The following is a 19,634-nucleotide window of genomic DNA, read 5'->3' on the forward strand; positions in this document are numbered from 1 at the left end:
AAAGTTCTTAATTTTTTCTGATCTTGTGACAATTATGTATACCGCATAATAGTTATATTAGTATTAGATATTCAACTAAGAGAATTTAGATAATTAGATAGAAAGTTTATTTGATATATTTATTTACAAGCTTAACAAAAGACATAGGATCTTCAATCTTAGCACCTTCTACAAACATTGCTTGCATAAGTAGTAGCTCAGATAAATCACCAAATACTTCAGTATCTGCTTCATCTTTTAACTTCTGTACTAAGTGATGTTCAGCATTTAGTTCAAGAATTGGCTTCATACCCATGCCAGGCATAAAGTTTTGACCAGCTTCTTCCATCATTTTTTGCATGTTTAAGCTCATACCATAGTCATTTACAACTACGCAACTTGGTGAGTCAGTAAGACGCTTAGAAAGTCTTACATCTTCAACTTTGTCTTTTAGAGACTCTTTAATATCTGCTAAGATTTTTTCAAAATCTTTAGTTTCTTTTTCAAACTTCTCTTTAGTTTCTTCAGTTTCAAATTTATCAAGATCAATATCGCCTTTGATGATAGATTTCATGTGTTTGCCATCAAACTCTGATAATGAAGACATCATCCACTCATCCACTCTATCTGTCATCAAGATTACTTCGATACCTTTTTTCTTGAAGACTTCAAGCTGAGGGTTGTTTAAAGCTGCTTTATAGCTATCTGCTGTGATGTAGTAGATAGTATCCTGCTCTTCTTTCATACGAGAGATATAGTCTGCTAAAGAAACTGTTTGCTTAGCATCAGTACTCTCTGTAGTTGTAAATCTTAATAATCCAGCGATTTTTTCTTTATTACCAGAATCTTCAGATACACCTTCTTTAAGTACTTGACCAAAGTTATCCCAGAATTTTTGGTATTTATCGTTATCTTTTTTAGCTAGCTTAGTAAGTTCACTTAAAACTTTTGATGTTGTAGCTTTTCTAATTTTGTCGATAACTTTATTATGTTGTAATATTTCACGCGATACATTCAATGGTAAATCAGCAGAATCAACAACACCTTTTACAAATCTTAGGTATGGAGGAAGAAGTTCTTTATTTTCCATAATAAATACTCTACGCACATATAAAGATAAACCATAATCTTTATCTCTATTCCAGAAGTCAAAAGGCTTATTTTCTGGGATGAATAGTAAGCTGTTGTATTCAAGATTACCCTCAACTTTATTATGTGACCAAGTTAGAGCATTGTTGAAGTCATGAGAGATGTACTTATAAAATTCATTGTACTCATCATCACTAATCTCTTCTTTTGATCTTAACCAAATAGCTTTAGTATTGTTTACAACTTCGTATTCATCAGTAATTGTTTGCTCACCTTTGTCATCAGTTTCAACTTTTTTCATCTCAACTGGTGTATTTATACAGTCAGAATATTTGTTTACTAAACCTTTTAAAGCATTGTGATCTAAAAGATCTTCGCTTTCTTTTTTAAGGTGTAGAGTTATTTCTGTACCGCGTTGCTCTTTTGAGATAGTTTCGATTGTGAAATCTTTTTCTGCAGAAGAAACCCATTTTGTAGCTTGATCTTTAGCTTGGCCTGCTTTTCTAGTTCTTACTGTAACTTTATCAGCTACAATAAATGATGAGTAAAAACCAACACCAAATTGACCGATTAGATCGCTATCTTTGTTTTTATCACCAGTCAGGTTTTCTAGGAATTTTTTAGTACCTGATTTTGCAATAGTACCAAGGTTTTCGATAACCTCTTCTTCAGTCATACCGATACCATTATCGCTAACAGTTATAGTTTTTGCATCTTTATCAAAATCAACTTTGATTGCATAATCAGCATCACCTTCGTTTAAATCAGCATTTGCTATAGATTCGTATCTTAGTTTTTCGATAGCATCTGAGCCGTTAGATACTAGCTCACGCAAGAAAATATCTCTGTTTGAATATAGTGAATGAATCACTAGGTGTAATAACTTATCTACTTCTGTTTCAAATGTATAATTTTTCTTAGACATTTTGTTAAACCTCTTTATTGATTGTTATAAATTAAATCTGTTCAAAGGTTATATGAGAGCTAGATGTGTTTTTTCAAGGAAATTTTGTTTAAGAGATGGTCTTTTTAAGCAATTAACTGGTAAAACTCTGACATATCAAAAATTTTTACATCTTCATTTGGGCAAATATTCATACCATAGTTATCAAATATCTCTTTAGGACAATATTTTTGTTTATTATTTGAGTCATAAGCTCTTACCCAGTTTGCTTGAGAACCTAAAGTCATTTGCCAAGGAGTTTTAACTGCTGGTAATTGAGATAAGCCTTCTGCAATTTCATTATTATTATAGTTAACAACAGCAGTATGAATATTTTCAAAAGTATTCTGTGTTGTTTTATTTGGTACTATCAATAAAGCCCAATTATCAAAATCATTACCGGGATCAAAAGAGCGATCTTGAGGAGCTGGCCCTAGAGATAAATTTACAGGTAACCAAGTAAGCCATTTATTAGTTTCAGAATTACAAGTTTTACCATCTTGTTTAAAATCTTCTACTACAGTTGAGGATGCTCCAGCTTCTTGCAGAAGTTTTACGATATTCGCTTCAGCATTATCTTGATTTTTAGTTGCTTGATTTAAACCTTTATCTAAAACCTCAATCCATAAATGTTTATCAAATATATGATGTCTAGTCATATAGTTTTCAGTACCATTTGTAGGGTCGCAAAAAGCATCTGAACTACTATCGACATCACAGTGATTAAACTGACCGCCAGGTATGCCAGCTTTAGGCTTACTTTTATTAACTTGAGGAATACATGAAGCATTCGCAAGCTGAGCTAATATAATTAAAGATATTAGGTAAGTGGTTTTACGCATTTCAGGTTTGAGTTTAAATATATTTTTAAAGATGGTAGCATAAGGACTAAAGTAATTATAGATTTAAATTCAACAAATGTATTGTAAATATATCCCTATACAATTATCCCACCGCCTAGGCAGACATCACCATCATAAAAAACAACAGATTGACCCGGTGTGATAGCTCGTTGAGCTTCTTCAAAAACCACATCTACTGAACCATCAGCTTTGACTGTTACCTCACAAGCTTGGTCTTGCTGTCTATAGCGAACTTTTGCTTTACACTTAAACTTATCTGCTGGAGCAACCCCTGCACACCAATTAAGCTCTATTGCTTTTAATGACTGCTTGAATAACAAAGGATGGTTATGGCCTTGCACAGCTATAAGCACATTATTCTCAAGATCTTTTTGAGCAGCAAACCAAGGTACTTCTGGACGATTTTTCACACCTCCAATACCGAGACCTTGGCGTTGACCAATTGTGTAGTACATCAAACCATCATGCATACCAATTTTGATACCGTTCTCATCGTGGATTTCTCCTTTTTGAGCTGGCAGAAATTTTGATAAAAACTCTTTAAACTTTCTCTCGCCAATAAAGCAAATACCCGTACTATCTTTTTTATCAAAAGTTACAAGGTTGTTCTTTTTTGCTATATCACGAACCTTATCTTTGATGATTTCGCCAACTGGGAATAGTGTTTGCGATAGCTGTTCTTGCCCTAGCGTGTATAAGAAATAAGTTTGATCTTTTGATTCATCAACACCTTTTACAAGCTGAAAACTGCCATCATCAACTTTTCTACACCTTGCATAATGCCCTGTTGCAATATATTCACCACCAAGTAAATGCACATAATTCAAGAATGCTTTAAATTTGATTTCTTTATTGCATAAAATATCTGGGTTTGGCGTTCTGCCAGCTTTGTACTCTGTAAGAAAATGTTCAAACACATTATCCCAATACTCTGCAGCAAAATTTATCTTTTTAAATGGAATGCCGATAGAATCACAAACTGCTTGGGCATCAGCTATATCCTGCTCTGCTGAACAAAAGTCATCACTATCATCCTCTTCCCAGTTTTTCATAAATACGCCAGTTATATCGTATCCTTGCTGTTTTAAGAGCAAAGCTGAAACTGAAGAATCTACACCGCCGGATATTCCTACTACTACTTTTTTTGACATTCTACTATTAATTAAAATATGTTTGATAGAGATTATATATTATTTGGAGACGTTTTAAAAAATCTTAACTATACAAATAGTCTTATTCTTTAGGGTTTTGTATAGTTATTAACAGACTACAGTTCCTTGATGATACATAATTTTCCAATTACCATCGTAAAATTTCCAAATAGTAGATCTCCTAGTAATACGAGTCTTATCTTGCGTTAGTGTATATGTAAGCAGGAAGGTATCCTCAGATAATTGTCTACATTTAAAATCTCTAGGGTTTTGCCAAGTTTCTTCATATGACTTACTGTATCTTTCCTCAAGACCATCTAGCACATGGTCTTTAGTATAAATATTACCTGATGCTCCAACCTCCCAGAATCCTTCATCCATCATCGCTTCAAAATCATGACGTTTTCTACCAAATTCTTCTCTATGAAAAATAGGTTCACGGCTTTTAAGTTCGGTTAATATCTGTTCATCTGTCATATTAATCATAAAGCTCCCTCATAGTTATTAAATAGGTATCCAATACTTATTTTTTCAACACAGACAAAAATGCTTCTTGTGGAATCTCTACAGAACCGATATTCTTCATACGCTTTTTACCTTCTTTTTGCTTCTCAAGAAGTTTTTTCTTACGTGAAACATCGCCACCGTAGCATTTTGCAATTACATTCTTACGCAAAGCTTTTACAGTACTTCTTGCAACAATCGTACCACCAATAGTAGCTTGGATTGCAACTTCAAACATCTGTCTAGGAATAAGCTCTTTTAGTCTCTCAACCAAATCACGACCTTTGTACTTTGCTTGGTCTTTATGAACTATACTAGCTAAAGCATCAACTTTATCACCATTAATAAGCACATCAAGACGCACCATATCACCTTCTTGATAACGATTTAACTCATAATCAAGAGAACCGTAGCCTTTAGTTACAGATTTAAGCGTATCAAAGAAATCTGATACTACTTCAATCATTGGCATATCGTAAGTAATAGATACTTGGTTACCCATGTAGTTCATATCTACCTGAGTACCACGCTTTTCGATACAAAGAGTTATCACACTACCGACATGATCTTTTGGCACAAGAATATTTGCACGCACAATTGGTTCTAGGATTTTATCAATAGCACCTGGATCTGGCAGTTTAGCAGGGTTATCTACAATTACTTTTTCGCCGTCTTTTTTGATGGCTTCATAAACTACAGTAGGAGCTGATGTAATAAGGTCAAGGTTATACTCTCTCTCTAGTCGCTCTTGGATAATCTCCATATGAAGCATCCCTAAGAAACCACATCTAAAACCAAAACCTAATGCTTGAGAAACTTCTGGCTCAAAAAATAAAGAAGCATCATTTAAGCTTAGCTTTTCTAACGCTTCTCTAAAGTCAGGATAATCATCTGAGCTAATAGTAAACATACCAGCATAAACTTGCGGTTGTACTTTCTTGAATCCTGGAACTACAGTATCTGTGGGGTTATGAGTATGAGTCAGAGTATCGCCCACCGGAGCACCGTGAATATCTTTAATACCAGAAATCACAAAGCCAACTTCACCAGCTTTTAAATGGTTTAAATCTTTCATCTTAGGAGTAAATACCCCAAGCCTATCCACTTGATGAGATACACCTGTAGACATTACTTTAAATTTCTCGCCTTTTTTAAGCGTACCATTCTTGATTCGCACAAGTGAAACTACACCTAAGTAGTTATCAAACCATGAATCAATAATCAAAGCTTGAAGCTTAGCATCTACATCACCAGTTGGAGCAGGTACTTTTTCTACGATAGTTTCTAATACATCTTCGACACCTAAACCAGTCTTAGCACTACAAGTAGTCGCACCTGTAGCGTCAATGCCGATTATCTCTTCAATCTCTTCAGCTACTTTTTCTGGATCTGCAGAGGGTAGGTCAATTTTATTTAAGATAGGAATAACTTCTAGCTCTTGGTCAATCGCAGTATAGCAGTTTGCTACAGTTTGAGCCTCTACACCTTGTGCAGCATCCACAACTAGCAATGCACCCTCACAAGCAGCTAAAGAACGCGATACTTCATAAGAGAAATCCACATGACCTGGAGTATCAATAAAGTTAAGTTGATAAGTTTCACCATCACGAGCTGTGTAATCTAATGTTACAGACTGAGCCTTGATAGTGATACCTCTTTCTCTTTCAATATCCATCGAATCAAGTACTTGCTCTTTCATTTCTCGTTCAGTTAAGCCATTACAAACTTGGATGAATCGATCAGAAAGAGTCGATTTACCATGGTCAATATGTGCAATTACAGAAAAGTTTCTAATATGTTTCATAAATGATTTTCTTAATAGAGTTTTTATATTTCATAAGATTAGTTAGCTATATATTATGCTATAAAACCACTTTAAAATGTAGCCATTTAGTCCAATGTTTAGCATAAATGTGTCTCTATAGTAATAATCGGGTTGACAAAAATGAATAAAATATGCAAAATACCAAAGTTATTTATATTATAATAGCGTGTCTCGCATCCTCAAAAGAGAACCGAATTTATAAAAATTAAAAATAAGACAATTGGAGAAATAAATTGGCTAATTCAAAACAAGCAAAAAAAAGAATCATTCAAGCTGAACAAAACCGTCAGCATAATGTAGCTCGTCGTTCAGTAATGAGAACTTTCTTAAAGAAAACAGCTACAGCAATCGAAGCTGGTGATGTTAAGTCTGCACAAGAAAATTTCGCTAAAGCAGTGCCATTATTGGATAGATATGCAACTAAAGGTCTTATCCATAAAAATAAAGCTGCAAGACATAAGTCTCGTTTAGCTGCTAAAATCAAAGCACTTTCTGCTGCATAATTTCAAAATATTTTTTCTAAAAAATTTTCTAATACTTATATCGAGCATTCATTGTGATATGATTGATGAAATCTTCATTAATGGTAATCACTATGCCTACAATAAAAATTCACTATACAAATAATATAAACATTGATGATAAGTTAGAGTTATTTACAGAAAACACTCATCAAATGCTTGTAGATGTAATCGCTACAGATATCGACACTTGTAGAACTTTAGTTTACCCATGCTCACAGTATCGTGTAGGCAGTTCAAATAGTGAGTATAATGCTTTTATACAGCTTGATATAGCTATTTTACCAGGTAGAAGTGTAGAGCTTCGTAAAAAGCTTGGTCAGATATTACTGAATGATTTGAGAAAGCTTTGCAAAGATAGTTCGCAAGCGATTGATTTTAGAGTGAATGTTAATGAAACTGATACAGAGTTTTATTTTGGTTTATAGTAGAAAGTAACTTTTGTTATTAAAACACTGGCTCTTTAGTTGGTGGTACATAGTTTCCTGATATGCCAATCAACTTATCTTGGTTGTTGAAAGTTAATATAAGTTTAGACTCCTCATAATTGGTGTCTTGCATATGTTCTTTATATGAATGTATATAAATATATTGATTTGGATTAAAGGTATCGATAATATCTGGAGATCCTAAGATGTATTTAACTTCACTTTTTGTCATATTGGGTCTTATATCAAAGACTTTTTTGTTTGTGATAGTCTTACCTTGAGGTACTGGAGCTGTATATGGCTCGATGATGCCACAGCTATTTAGTAAAACAGCAGAAGCAATAGTTAACGGTATTAAAAACTTTCTATACATCTGTTAGTCTTCTAGGCCTGCAAATAATTTTTGGTCAATAATATCACATAAGCAGTGTATTATAAGGAAATGATTCTCTTGAATGGTAATTTCATGGTTAGAAGGGACTCTTAATTCTATATCACCATCCTGATGCATTTGTTGCATATTGCCACCGTCAAAACCTGTCATAGTAACAACTTGCATCTCTAAATCATGCGCTTCCTCTATAGCTTTGATGATATTTGCTGAGTTACCTGTAGGTGAGATTGCTAATAATATATCGTTTTCATTACCAATTGCTGCAACTTGCTTTGAGAAGATTTCATCATAGCCATAATGTTCAGCAATACTCGTGATGCTAGAAATATCTCCAGTTAATGCTATAGCTGGAAGGGGAGGTCTTTCAAGGTTAAAATAACTTAGAAGTTTTGATGAAAAATGTTGTGATAATGTTGCACTACCACCATTACCACAAACAAGTATTTTGCCACCATTTTCTAAACAAGAAACCATTGATTTACCCACCTCTGCTATAGCTGGAGGTAAAACATTGGCTGTTTCAATTTTTGCTTGAATGCTATTTTCAAAATATTTATTTACTCGATCTATTGAGGTCATGCTTTATCAAGAATGTTTTATAACTAGAAAAATTTTACTATATTAGATTTTTGATAGCTAGCGATACAGCTTAATTTACTTAGTTATTTGCTTTTACTAAAGGGATTAGAATTAAGCAGATTATGGGAAGTATTAAACAGATTAACATAAAGCTCCAAATATATTGTATAGGTATATAGCCCATTATAGAAACACCCAAAACGCCTGTAGACATGTTTACAAAATTCATTGCACCAGATGCATTAGCACGGCATTCTATGGCATTTGAAGCTAGGTGTGATGCTGTGGGGTATATAAAATTACATACAAAATACATTAGTGTAACGAGTATGAAAAATATAACTGGAGAAACTAGGCTGTAAACTTGCAGCAGAGCTAATATGACTATTAATACTATTAAAGAAGCTAATGCTATTGTTAATAGACTCTCTGAGCGGTACTTGTTTATAAGTTTTGCTACTAAAAAAGATCCGCTAATAATACCTATTGTGGTTAAGCTATTCCACACACCGTATTGGGCACTAGTAAAACCAAACATTTGATGAGTAATAAATGGGCTAGAAGTAGAGTAACAGTAGCTAAAAACAGTCATAGCACCGATGCTGAGTGAAAATACTACTAGCCTTGGGTTACTTAGAGCTTCTTTATAGCCATTTAAAATATTTGTTATGTTTAGGTCGAAGTTGTTATCTTTGTTGTTGTGATATATAAAGCTAAGAATTAGCATAATAATGCCGTGTATTAATAAAGCATAGAAACAGTAATACCAGTGTGAGTATGTACTAATCATTCCACCAATTAGGACAGCTAAAGTGATCGACAGAGCAAAAGAGATTGTTGCAAAGGATAAGGCTGTTTTTGCACGACTTTCTTCTACTGAATTATTGAGTATTATAAATGTACATACTAGTCCAGCAGATGAGCCTATAGCTGTTATGAACCTGCCTATAAGTAGTATGGGCATAGAAAGTAACTGACCACCAAATAGGCATATGATAATACCTATAAGATTTATGGAGAGTCCAATTCTTAGTGTTACAGCATCGCCAAATCTTTTTGCAATGGGGCCATAAGCAAGCTGCCCAATCACATAACCAATTAGAAAAATACTTACTAACCACTCAACTGTACCATTGTGAAGGTTCATTTCTGTAGAGATATGTGGTAGAGCAGGGTTTAATATAACAGCCGATGCGCTTGCTATACTTATATAGCTTAGTAGGATTGCTATTTTATAGTTTTTCATATTACTTTTTTGTTATATATTAACTTGAAAAATATTGTATATTTCCTGTTTTGTTTTTACAATGGCTTATATAATGAACATAGGTTTAGTTTTATTTGACAATGAAGGTTGCTAAAAAGATATCTGTTTCACTGTTTGAGGTTTTTTATGAGTTAAGTTTACATGGTAGTTTTACAAGCACAGCAAAAGCTTTAGGTGTTACAAAGGCATCTGTAAGCCATTCTATTAAGCAATTAGAGAAAGAGTTAAGAGTTGATTTACTTAATAGAACAACAAGAACATTGTCGCTGACTCATGAGGGTCAGCTTTTACTTACTTACTGTAAATCGCTTCAATCTCAAATAGATAGTGTTAGAGATCTATCAAAGTCGTTTCATAAAGAGCCATCTGGAGTTTTGAAAATAAGTACAACACCGTATTTTGCAAAAGAGGTGCTACAGTCATTCATAAAAGAATATCTGTTAAAATTTCCAAAAGTAGAGATTGAGATATTAATCGAAGAAAAAATTTCTAACTTTAAAATACAGGAAGCAGACTTGATTTTGGGGGTTAATTGGCAACCACCAGAAGATATTGTTGCTCGCAAAATAGCGCAAACGAAGTACATCCTCTGCGCAACACCGGAATATTTGAAGAATGGAGGCTGTCTAAATGATTTAGATGATTTGCAGAAACATAACTATATTAGGCATAAATCTAGACCAACAGCTTTAGTAGCTCTTAAAGGGAAAAGTCGCCATATTGAAGTAAACTCATCGCTTTCAGCAAACGATTCTGACTTTATCAAACAATGTGTGCTTTTAAGTATGGGAATTGCTCAGCTTCATGGGTATATGGTTGTTGATGAGATTAAGAAAGGAAAACTCGTACCATTATTGGAAAATGAGTTTATAGATCATCAAGATATATTTATATATTATCAAAAAAATAAGTTTGTTCAGCCAAAAGTGAAAGAGTTTGTAGAGCTTGTTGTGAATGCAAAAATATTGTTGTAGGAATTTTATTGTTTAGGTTTTTTTAACTCTCTCACCAAATAAGCTACTACCAATTCTAACTTCTGTGCTGCCATGCTGTACCGCTAGCTGATAGTCTGCACTCATTCCCATAGATAGTCTTGTGAGTTTTTGCTCGTTAGATAACTGAGAATTAACTTCATCAAAAAAGCTCTTCACTTTCTTAAAGCTTTTGTCAGGTGTGATTGATTTTGCTGGGATACACATTAGTCCTACAACAGTTGTGTTTTTCAGCTCTTTTGATATTTTTATACACTTCAAAACTTCATCTTGCTGCAAAGAGTTAAATCCTGATTTGTTGGGATCATTATCAATATTTATTTGTAAAAGAACATTTATTTGCTTGTTTTCAGCTTTGGCAGCTTTATCGATTTTCTCAAGGTGATCTTTTTTTTCAACGCTTTGAATAGAATCTACATATTTAACAATGTGTTTTATTTTACGAGATTGTAAAGAGCCGATGAAATGCCAGCTTAGATCAGGTCTTGCGGTAGCTTTCTCCTCTAGTGCTTGTAAATAATTTTCGCCAAAATCAGTTTGTCCTAGTGATTTTAAGTAGTCTATTTTTTCTATAGATTGATATTTGCTTACAGCTAAAAGTTTTACTTTGCTATCAATGTTTTTAATAATCTGATTATATGCGTTTTTTATGAAACCTTTATCTATCATATTTAGCGTTCTTGTTTTTTAGTCATTACTATCAAATTTCTTTCAGCATCTAAAAAAGGCACTTTGATTTTATGCTTAATAGTATTTAGTGGTAATTTTGCTAAGTTTTGCTCTTCTAAATCAGGGCCTTTCATTGCAAGCATTTGATTTTCATCAGTTAGGAAGTGCTTGCAAAGCTCATAGAAGTTATCAGATGCGCTAAATGCTCGAGATATAATGTTATCAAAATTTCCTTCTAAGCTTTCTATACGGGTATTTACGGGTTCAATATTATCAAGCTTCAAAGACTTCTTCACATTTTTCAGAAACATAATTTTCTTGCCAACGCTATCAACTAAAGTAAATTTGTGCTCAGGATATAAGATAGCTAACACAACACCAGGCAATCCACCACCTGTACCCACATCTACAGTTGTATTACCTTTTATGTATTTTGCTACAGATAAACTATCAAAAAGGTGTTTTACAAGCATGTCATCAAAGTTTTTAATGGCAGTCATATTGTAGACTTTATTCCATTTTTCAAGAAGTTTTAGGTATTGTATCCATAGTTCAATTTGTTCTTCAGAGGCTTTAATATCTAATTTTTCTAAAGCAACTTGTATTTTTGTAGAGGGAACCGTCATTATTGTGTAGATATATTGTGTGAATAGCTTATATTATAAGCTGTATTTCTGTAAAAATGTTATTATAAATTTAATTAAAATTAGATTTTGAGTTGTGGTTTAGGTTTTTTTTATATATAAAGAGTTTTCATAAATAAGTTTCATAGCCTTAACGTTACCATAAGAGGCGGCTTTATTTAGCCATAAAAAAGCTTCTTTACGATTGGTTTCAACGTAGTAGGGTTGGTCTTTGTCGATATATGATCTACCAAGAAAAAACATAGCCTCTGTATTATCTGCTTTGGCAGATTGCTCTAGGTATTTGTGAGCTTTCTCGGTATCGCCTTTAGAATTATAAATAATTGCTAAAGCAAGGGAAGCGTTAGCTCGGTATCTTCGTGGTTGCTTATGATTTTTTTTAGCTAAAAAAATATCAAAATACTTGATTGCCATATCAGTATTTTTTTTAACACCTAATCCATAGGCGTAATGGATTCCCAAAAAATATGGAGATGTAGGGCATCCATTTTCATATAGGTTGGCAAATGCCTTTGCAGAGGATATATAGTCACTGTGTTGAAATTTAGAGTATGCTCTGTTGTATTCGGTAGAAATACATGCTTGAGATATTTGAAAGCTAAGGCATCCCAGTAAGATGGTTATTATAATTATTTTTTTTCTAATGTTCTTCATAGTTTGTAAATTAAAGACTTGCTCTTTAGTAAAGTTTCGCTATTTAAACATAGTTGTTTGTAGCTTGTCAAGCAAGGTGTTACAGCACTTGTAAGGCATACTAAAATGAAGTTGTATTAATAAACAGGTTGGTTTAATGATTGACTATGACAGTCTTTTTCTATACAATACCGAAACTATTTCTGCAATCTATAAGATTGGTTTAAATTTTAAATATATTAATTAAGAGGATAATAACATGAAAAGAACTTTCCAACCTTCAAACCTAAAAAGAAAAAGAACTCACGGTTTTCGTGCTCGTATGAAGACTTTAAGAGGTCAAAAAGTAATCAGAAACAGACGAGCTAAAGGCAGACATAAGCTTGCAGCGTAATTTTTGTTTAACAAAACAAAATATACTCTCTAAAGAAGAAATTACTAAAGTTTTTAACAGTGTTGAAACTAAAATAAGCTCAGATCATTTTACTTTTTTGATAGGTGAGAGAGCTGTAAAAACAGCGGGTTTTTGTGCAATATTAGCAAAAAAAAACATTCGTAAAGCTGTAAAAAGAAATCTTTGTCGAAGGCTTTTGAAAGAGTCTTTTCGAACTCATAAAGATTTTCTTGAGCATAAAGGTTTAGTAATTCTTAGTAAAAAGCCAGCAAATGAAGCTAGCAAGGAAGAATTGTGGCAATCAATACAAAAATTTCAACAATTTTTAAAAAAGTGACAATTTTCCCTTTTATCCTGTTCATCAAATTTTATCGTTACTGTATCAGTCCATTTATACCAGCTAGATGTAGGTATTATCCTACTTGTTCTGAATATGCTCTAGAAGCTTTGAAATCTCATGGTATACTAAAAGGATTATATTTAAGTGTTTGTAGAATTCTTAGATGCCAACCGCTGTCTAAAAGAGACTACTACGACCCAGTTCCTAGCAAAATAAAAGGTTTAAAATAATAATGAAATCTAATCATATAAGAATATTACTATTAGTTACAATAGCAATAATGTTTGTCTCTCTTATGGGTAAATGGGAAGAGACATTCCCATCAAATGATAGTGCTCAACAAACTACTGCACAAGTTCAAGACGCTACTAGCCATTATAGTGATTCAGCAGCTGTTACAAATGATAAAGCTACAACTCCAGTTAAGGGAGATGTTAAAGAATCGTTAGCAGCTAAAACAAACTTCTCTGAGTATGATGATTCTAAAAGCGTAACTATAAATACTGGTGTATTTAAAGACTTAAAAATAAGCCTTAATGGTGGCGCAATAACTTCTGCTTCGTTAAAGGACTATACGGTAAGCTTAGAAGATAAGTCAGCAATGCCTCTTCTTACTAGTAAAGATAAGTCGCAGTATATTGCTAAAAGTAATATAGTTGTTGATAAGAAACCACTTGATATAACCTTTGAAAATAAAGGCATTAAGAAAGAGGGTGATAAGCAAGTATTAACTTTAAGTGCAAATGTTGACGGTTTAGATATAGTTAGAACTTATACTTTTGATGATAGTAAATACAATATCTCTGTAGCTCAAAACATCACAAACACTACAGGTAGCCCAATCAGTGTTATTGTTGATAATTCACTTGCGCGTGATTTTGATCCTGCTGGAGATAGCTTTAGTTTATTAAATGCTCATAGCTATACATTTACAGGTGTTGCTTATTCAACAACCCAAGATAAGTTTAGAAAAGAATCATTTAAAGATATTGCTAAAACTAATGGTAAACCTACTATAGTTGGTAATGTTGGTAATGGTTGGGTAGCTTTTGTAGAGCATTATTTTGAAACTGCATGGATTCCACAATCTACTAATTCTATAATTTACTTTAAGAATATTGATGAAAATATCTTTGAAGCAGGTGAATATTCATCTATAACAATACAGCCAAGCCAATCTCAAGATGTAACATCTGTTCTTTATTCTGGGCCAATTATTAAAAATAATCTTGCTCCATTGGCACCTAACCTTGAGAAGACTTTAGATTATGGAATGTTATCATTCTTCTCAGAAATTATTTTTTGGGTAATGTCTCATATTCATGCTTTAGTTGGAAACTGGGGTTTAGCTATTATCTTGGTTACTTGTCTAATTAAGGCTATATTCTACCCATTATCTGCTAAGAGCTACCGTTCTATGGCTAAGATGAGAATGCTTCAGCCAAGAATGAAGCGTTTACAAGAAAGCTATAAGGATGATCGCCAGCAGCTTGGTAAAAAGATGATGGAAATGTACAAGAGTGAAAAGGTAAACCCTCTAAGTGGTTGTTTACCAATGGTTGTGCAGATTCCTATATTTATTTCATTATATTGGGTGTTATTAGAATCAGTTGAGTTAAGACATGCGCCATTTATATTCTGGATTCATGACTTATCAATTAAAGACCCATTCTATGTGCTTCCTGTACTTATGGGTATTTCGATGTTTTTACAACAAAAAATATCTCCTGCTCCAGCAGATCCAATGCAAGCTAAAATAATGATGTTTTTACCAATTATGTTTACATTCTTGTTCTCATCATTCCCTGCAGGCTTAGTATTATACTGGCTAACAAATAACCTTATTAGTATTACCCAACAATATATAATTACTAGACGCTACCAAGCTAGTCACACTCATAAGAAAAAATAATTAGTTATGGACAAATCTCTCTTAAAACCTAAGTACTGGGGGATTTGGTTAGCTATTTTTATAGCTAAAATCCTCGTTAATACACTTCCTTATAAAGCTTTGATGAAACTCGCAGTTTTTATTGGTAAGCTTGCTAAACCATTGGTTAAAAAGCGTAATAAGATAGCGTATATTAATCTTAAAATTGCATTCCCAGAAAAGTCAGAATCTGAAATTCAGCACCTAGTTGAAGAAAGTTATAAATCTGCTTGTATGGCAGGGTTTGAAAGCTTGATAGCATGGTTTATGTCTGATAAAAAATTCAAAAAAATACCTGTTGATGAAAGTGAGTTTGAAACTTTTAGAACTACACATGAAAATCTAGATAGACCTTTGATGTCTTTAGGTTTTCACTTTCATACTTTAGAGATAGCTGGTAGATACTGTGGAGATACCTTTAAGCCTTTGAGTCTTATTTATCAAAAGCATAAGCATCCAGTGATGGAGCATGTAATTACCTCTTCACGCTTAAAGTATGTTGAAAAATGTTTTGAGCGTAAAAATATGCTGACGGTAATAAAAAGTTTAAGAGGACGCATGACACTCTGGTATGCCCCAGACCAAGATTTTAAAGAGCATAGTATTTTTGTGCCTTTTTTTGGCAAGCTTTGCTCTACTTTGGTGGTTACTCCATGGTTAGCAAGGAAAACAAAGTCTATAGTTATCCCAACATATTATGTAAGGAATAAAGATTTATCAGGCTATAAAATGATTTCTGGTGAGCCAATTGAGTTTTCAGGTAATGACTATGAAGATGCATTGCTTGTTAATAAGTTTCTTGAAAGTGCAATTCGTAAATATCCAGAGCAATATCTATGGCAACATCGTCGTTATAAAACTCGTCCAGATGGTGAGCCAAAAATTTACTAATAAATTATTTACCTACATTTATTTATCCATCTTTCTTAAGTATGAAAATTATAGTGCAAGTATTTGTATTAAGAGTTTATAATTTTTATTACTTTGAGTATAATTAATCTTTAGAAATCGTAAGAATATAAAAACAGGTTTTTTAGGATTAAATTATGCAAGATATCTCTCTTTCTTTTATTCAGTTGATATGGCACGCTAATTTTGTTGTGCAGCTTATAATGTTGCTCTTAGTGGTCATGTCGCTATATTCATGGAAAGTTATGATAGAAATGAATACTAGAGTGAAAAAATATAAAGATGAGCAAGTTAAGTTTGATAAACTTTTCTGGGCTGGTCACCATATTCAGAAGCTTTATGAATATTATTTACAGCATAAAGAAAATATATTTGGTAAATCTGTAATATTTTGTATGGCTCTTAAAGAGTTTAATGGTTTAAAAGATACGGGCATTCTTAAAGGTGAAACTATACTGGAAGGTATGGAAAGGACTGTTAGTATAGCAATTTCACAAGAAGCTAAAGAATTGGATAATGGCCTTTCAGTACTTGGGATGATTGGTTCAGTTGCACCATATATTGGATTAGTTGGTACTGTATGGGGTATTATGTCTTCATTTAGTGCTCTTGGTGGTGTTGAGCAAGCAACTATATCTGTGGTTGCTCCACATATTGCTGAAGCTCTTATAGCTACAGCCTTAGGTCTGTTTGTCGCGATTCCTGCTGTTGTTGGGCATAGTAGGCTTGCTAATCAAGTTGATGATGTTTTGTCAGGATATGAAGCGTTTCAAGATGACTTATGTATATTGTTACTTAAAGAAGCACATAAGGATCAATTACAACAACCACATAATCAAGAAAATTACTAAAGCCATTTTATGAGAAGAAGAAATAAAAAGTTTTTTAGAAAAAAAAGAGCAATGGTTGAGATCAATGTAGTACCATACATTGATGTAATGCTTGTATTACTAGTTATATTTATGATTACCACGCCAATTTTAACACAGGGTGTAAAAGTTGATTTGCCGAAAGCAACATCAGAAAAAATCCCATCAAATGATAGTAAACCAATAGTTGTTACAGTCAATAAAGATGGTCAATATTTTATAAATCAAGGTGTTGGTAATCCAAAAGCATCATTAACTGCTTCGAAGCTTAGCTCAGTGGTAATAAGTCTATCAAAACAAAGTGCAGGTAAGCCTGTATATGTGCGAGGAGATAGTCAAGCAAGTTATGGTGAGGTTGTTAAAGCGATGGCTCTTATTCAAAAAGCAGGTGTTGATAAAGTGGGGTTAGTTACAGAAGATGGAAAATCTTAAATCCTACTACCATAAAGCAAAAATTTTTTGTAAAAAACAAATTGATAAAGATCCATATTTAGCAAAATCAGTGTTAATACATGTAAGTGTTGTTGTCTTGCTATGTATCTTATCATTTGTTAGTACGCTGAGATTTAGTTCGCCAACTAATTTTGAAGTCCAGATTAAAGGCAAGCCTAACCACCCAACAGTTATACAAGCTACATCAATTACTAGTCAAGATTTAGATAAGCAAATACAGTCGTATGAAAATAATCGTGAGCAAGAGAGAAAAGCTCGTCAAGATATTAAAGATGCTAAGCAAGACATAAAAGAAGCACGAGCAAAAGCTATAAAACAGGCAAAAGCACGAGCAAAAGCAAAAGCTGAGGCTGATCGTAAGGCTAAGTTAGAAGAGCAAAGGAAAGCTAAACTCGAAGCGAGGCGTAAAGAGCAGAAAAAACAACAAGAGTTAGAGAACCAGAGAAAGATTGCTGAAAAACAGAAGCAACAAAAGCTTGAAGAGCAAAGAAAAAAAGAGTTGCAAAATAAAAAAGTAAAACAGGAAAAAGCTAAGCTTGAAGCAGAGAAAAAGCGTAAGCAACAAGAGGCAGAAAAACAAAGAAAAGCTCGAGAAGCACGCCTAGCAAAAGCTAGAGCAGAAGCTCAAGAGTCAGCTCGAAGACAAGTACAAAAAAGTCAAAGTGATTCAGCTATTGCTAGTTACTTAGGTGAGTATCAGCAACGCATTGAAGATCATTGGGTTAGAGATAATTGTCGGGGAATATATAAATTCCCTAAAGCAATAGCTAGAAATGGTAGCTTTATAAAGCTTACAGGAACTACTGGAAATTTCAGGTGTGATCAATCATTAATAGATGCTATTAAAGATACCACACCACCAGCAATAACAAATGATGTGGCAAAACAAAGATTGCAAGATGAGAATATCAGCTTCTTATTCGATCCATATAAATAAAAAGGTAACAAATGAAAAAGAAAATTTTATATATTACAGTATTTATTTTTATTAGTTTTAATCTCTATGCGGATTTTGTTGTAAATGTTCGTTCAGGGATAATAAAAAAACCATTAGTTGCAGTAATTTCTAATAACATGATTGATGGTTTTTCAAAGTCTGTTAACAGTGTTGTGGAGGAAGATTTAGCTCATAATGCTAAGCTAGAATCAAGTATGCCGATACAATATGAAGTTAAAAGTCAAAGTTTAGTACCTTGGAAAAATATAAAGGCTGATTATGTTGCTTATACGAAATACACTAAAAACTCGTATAATAACTATACAGTAGAAGTTAAAGTCTTAAAAAGAGATGATTCAAGCTATATTCAGTCAATAACATATAGAAATATCAGTGCTGCTTTAAGTAGAACTCTAGCTCATAAAATCTCGAATTATGTTTATCAAAAAATAACCGGGGATCAAGGGTTCTTTTTAACTAAACTTGCCTATGTAAAAGTAACTAATCCATACGCAAGATATGGTAGGACGTATGAGCTAATAATCTCAGATTATGATGGTTATAATAAGCATACAGTTTTAAGGCAGAAAGATAACCCTATTGCTACACCATCGTGGTCAAGTAATGGTAAGTTTATTGTATACTCTAGCTATAGTGGTGGTAGTATGGCAGTTTATAAGCTTCAAATTGCTACTGGAAAAGTTACTAGAATATCTAACTTTAAAGGGATTAATAGTGCCGCAGCGTATTCACCTAATGATGATATGATTGCTTTAGCCTTATCAAAAGGTTATTCAGATCAGACAAATATTTATATTATGAATCTTGTAAATAAATCTTTAAAGAGATTAACGATTAATGGTATTAATACAGCTCCAAAATTTTCACCAAACGGTAAGAGTGTAATATTTACCTCAGATAGAGGAGGTAGACCTAATATATATGTTGCACCTATAAACTCTAAATACCCTCAATCTTCAAGACTAAGTAGCAAAATATATCAAGGATATGAGCCAAACTATACGCCAAATGGTAAGGACGTAGTATTTATGAATCAAAGTGCTCGTTCAAAAGGGACGCGGATTGCTGTATTTGATATATCTAATAGTGATCTTAAGATATTAACAAATGGAAAATCCGATGCTTCACCTACTGTTTCACCTTTTGGTGATATGGTTGCGTATGTAGCTTCGAATTCTAGAGGTTATAATTCTATAGATATGGTATCCTTAAATGGAGATAATCATTTTAGCATAGTAAATATAGATGATAATAAAACACTTATTCAGTCACCATCGTGGTCACCGAAAAATTTTTAGGG

The 19,634-nt window shown here is 33.1% G+C and carries 23 protein-coding genes; 12 read left to right on the forward strand and 11 right to left on the reverse strand.

Annotated elements, in window-relative coordinates:
- Positions 1 to 106: 106 nt before the first annotated feature.
- The 5 genes from htpG to lepA form a co-directional block, all read right to left on the reverse strand.
- Positions 107 to 1,993 (reverse strand): molecular chaperone HtpG, encoded by a 1,887-nt coding sequence (htpG, locus tag CDH04_RS01135; RefSeq protein WP_112869278.1) that lies wholly within the window; start codon positions 1,991 to 1,993, stop codon positions 107 to 109.
- A 104-nt stretch (positions 1,994 to 2,097) separates the two neighbouring features.
- Positions 2,098 to 2,853, reverse strand: a complete 756-nt coding sequence (locus CDH04_RS01140) for a hypothetical protein (protein WP_112869279.1) — start codon at positions 2,851 to 2,853, stop codon at positions 2,098 to 2,100.
- 95 nt (positions 2,854 to 2,948) lie between these two features.
- Positions 2,949 to 4,025, reverse strand: coding sequence for a tRNA 2-thiouridine(34) synthase MnmA (gene mnmA / locus CDH04_RS01145; protein ID WP_112869280.1), 1,077 nt, complete (start codon positions 4,023 to 4,025; stop codon positions 2,949 to 2,951).
- Between the two features lie 108 nt (positions 4,026 to 4,133).
- Positions 4,134 to 4,511: a nuclear transport factor 2 family protein gene (locus CDH04_RS01150; RefSeq protein WP_112869281.1), complete on the reverse strand. Its 378-nt coding sequence runs from the start codon at positions 4,509 to 4,511 to the stop codon at positions 4,134 to 4,136.
- A gap of 37 nt (positions 4,512 to 4,548) precedes the next feature.
- The gene (gene lepA, locus CDH04_RS01155; protein ID WP_112869282.1) at positions 4,549 to 6,333 is read right to left on the reverse strand and encodes a translation elongation factor 4; all 1,785 of its coding nucleotides are present in this window, start codon (positions 6,331 to 6,333) and stop codon (positions 4,549 to 4,551) included.
- Positions 6,334 to 6,587: 254 nt separating this feature from the next.
- Between lepA and rpsT the strand changes: the two genes are divergently transcribed.
- Both rpsT and CDH04_RS01165 read left to right on the forward strand, forming a co-directional pair.
- Positions 6,588 to 6,857, forward strand: a complete 270-nt coding sequence (gene rpsT, locus CDH04_RS01160) for a 30S ribosomal protein S20 (protein WP_112869283.1) — start codon at positions 6,588 to 6,590, stop codon at positions 6,855 to 6,857.
- Between the two features lie 92 nt (positions 6,858 to 6,949).
- Positions 6,950 to 7,303, forward strand: a complete 354-nt coding sequence (locus CDH04_RS01165) for a 5-carboxymethyl-2-hydroxymuconate Delta-isomerase (protein ID WP_112869284.1) — start codon at positions 6,950 to 6,952, stop codon at positions 7,301 to 7,303.
- A gap of 19 nt (positions 7,304 to 7,322) precedes the next feature.
- Here the strand turns inward: CDH04_RS01165 and CDH04_RS01170 are convergent, their stop codons facing one another.
- The 3 genes from CDH04_RS01170 to CDH04_RS01180 form a co-directional block, all read right to left on the reverse strand.
- A complete protein-coding gene (locus CDH04_RS01170) occupies positions 7,323 to 7,676 on the reverse strand; it encodes an outer membrane protein assembly factor BamE (protein ID WP_112869285.1) in 354 nt (117 codons plus the stop codon).
- Between the two features lie 3 nt (positions 7,677 to 7,679).
- Positions 7,680 to 8,276 carry an SIS domain-containing protein gene (locus CDH04_RS01175; RefSeq protein WP_112869286.1) on the reverse strand — a complete coding sequence of 199 codons (597 nt, stop codon included), beginning with the start codon at positions 8,274 to 8,276 and terminating at the stop codon, positions 7,680 to 7,682.
- 79 nt (positions 8,277 to 8,355) lie between these two features.
- Entirely contained in the window at positions 8,356 to 9,522 is a 1,167-nt protein-coding gene (locus CDH04_RS01180; RefSeq protein WP_112869287.1) for an MFS transporter, read from the reverse strand.
- A 101-nt stretch (positions 9,523 to 9,623) separates the two neighbouring features.
- On the opposite strand from CDH04_RS01180, the gene CDH04_RS01185 reads away from it, so the two are divergent.
- The gene (locus CDH04_RS01185; RefSeq protein ID WP_174208878.1) at positions 9,624 to 10,517 is read left to right on the forward strand and encodes a LysR family transcriptional regulator; all 894 of its coding nucleotides are present in this window, start codon (positions 9,624 to 9,626) and stop codon (positions 10,515 to 10,517) included.
- A gap of 12 nt (positions 10,518 to 10,529) precedes the next feature.
- Here CDH04_RS01185 and CDH04_RS01190 read toward each other — a convergent pair whose 3' ends face one another.
- The 3 genes from CDH04_RS01190 to CDH04_RS01200 form a co-directional block, all read right to left on the reverse strand.
- On the reverse strand, positions 10,530 to 11,204 hold the full coding sequence (locus tag CDH04_RS01190; RefSeq protein WP_112869289.1) for a YggS family pyridoxal phosphate-dependent enzyme: 675 nt from the start codon (positions 11,202 to 11,204) through the stop codon (positions 10,530 to 10,532).
- A gap of 2 nt (positions 11,205 to 11,206) precedes the next feature.
- Complete coding sequence (gene rsmG, locus CDH04_RS01195; RefSeq protein WP_112869290.1) at positions 11,207 to 11,830, reverse strand: 16S rRNA (guanine(527)-N(7))-methyltransferase RsmG; 624 nt, start codon at positions 11,828 to 11,830, stop codon at positions 11,207 to 11,209.
- Positions 11,831 to 11,929: 99 nt separating this feature from the next.
- Positions 11,930 to 12,502: a tetratricopeptide repeat protein gene (locus tag CDH04_RS01200; protein WP_112869291.1), complete on the reverse strand. Its 573-nt coding sequence runs from the start codon at positions 12,500 to 12,502 to the stop codon at positions 11,930 to 11,932.
- A gap of 238 nt (positions 12,503 to 12,740) precedes the next feature.
- On the opposite strand from CDH04_RS01200, the gene rpmH reads away from it, so the two are divergent.
- The 9 genes from rpmH (at position 12,741) to CDH04_RS01245 (ending at position 19,632) form a co-directional block, all read left to right on the forward strand.
- Positions 12,741 to 12,875 carry a 50S ribosomal protein L34 gene (gene rpmH / locus CDH04_RS01205; RefSeq protein WP_112869292.1) on the forward strand — a complete coding sequence of 45 codons (135 nt, stop codon included), beginning with the start codon at positions 12,741 to 12,743 and terminating at the stop codon, positions 12,873 to 12,875.
- Complete coding sequence (rnpA, locus tag CDH04_RS01210) at positions 12,865 to 13,212, forward strand: ribonuclease P protein component (protein WP_112869293.1); 348 nt, start codon at positions 12,865 to 12,867, stop codon at positions 13,210 to 13,212. Before rpmH ends, rnpA begins: the two co-directional genes overlap by 11 nt.
- Positions 13,170 to 13,445 (forward strand): membrane protein insertion efficiency factor YidD, encoded by a 276-nt coding sequence (gene yidD, locus CDH04_RS01215; RefSeq protein ID WP_112869294.1) that lies wholly within the window; start codon positions 13,170 to 13,172, stop codon positions 13,443 to 13,445. The genes rnpA and yidD overlap by 43 nt, the downstream gene beginning before the upstream one ends.
- Before the next feature lie 2 nt (positions 13,446 to 13,447).
- The gene (gene yidC / locus CDH04_RS01220; protein WP_112869295.1) at positions 13,448 to 15,127 is read left to right on the forward strand and encodes a membrane protein insertase YidC; all 1,680 of its coding nucleotides are present in this window, start codon (positions 13,448 to 13,450) and stop codon (positions 15,125 to 15,127) included.
- A 6-nt stretch (positions 15,128 to 15,133) separates the two neighbouring features.
- Positions 15,134 to 16,036, forward strand: a complete 903-nt coding sequence (locus CDH04_RS01225) for an LpxL/LpxP family acyltransferase (protein WP_112869296.1) — start codon at positions 15,134 to 15,136, stop codon at positions 16,034 to 16,036.
- 155 nt (positions 16,037 to 16,191) lie between these two features.
- The gene (gene tolQ, locus CDH04_RS01230) at positions 16,192 to 16,905 is read left to right on the forward strand and encodes a protein TolQ (protein WP_112869297.1); all 714 of its coding nucleotides are present in this window, start codon (positions 16,192 to 16,194) and stop codon (positions 16,903 to 16,905) included.
- 9 nt (positions 16,906 to 16,914) lie between these two features.
- Positions 16,915 to 17,355 carry a protein TolR gene (gene tolR / locus CDH04_RS01235; RefSeq protein ID WP_112869298.1) on the forward strand — a complete coding sequence of 147 codons (441 nt, stop codon included), beginning with the start codon at positions 16,915 to 16,917 and terminating at the stop codon, positions 17,353 to 17,355.
- Positions 17,342 to 18,313: a cell envelope integrity TolA family protein gene (locus CDH04_RS01240; protein WP_112869299.1), complete on the forward strand. Its 972-nt coding sequence runs from the start codon at positions 17,342 to 17,344 to the stop codon at positions 18,311 to 18,313. Before tolR ends, CDH04_RS01240 begins: the two co-directional genes overlap by 14 nt.
- An 11-nt stretch (positions 18,314 to 18,324) precedes the next feature.
- Entirely contained in the window at positions 18,325 to 19,632 is a 1,308-nt protein-coding gene (locus CDH04_RS01245) for a PD40 domain-containing protein (RefSeq protein WP_112869300.1), read from the forward strand.
- Positions 19,633 to 19,634 lie beyond the last annotated feature (2 nt).

It is taken from the genome of Francisella adeliensis (assembly GCF_003290445.1).
Lineage (GTDB): Bacteria > Pseudomonadota > Gammaproteobacteria > Francisellales > Francisellaceae > Francisella > Francisella adeliensis.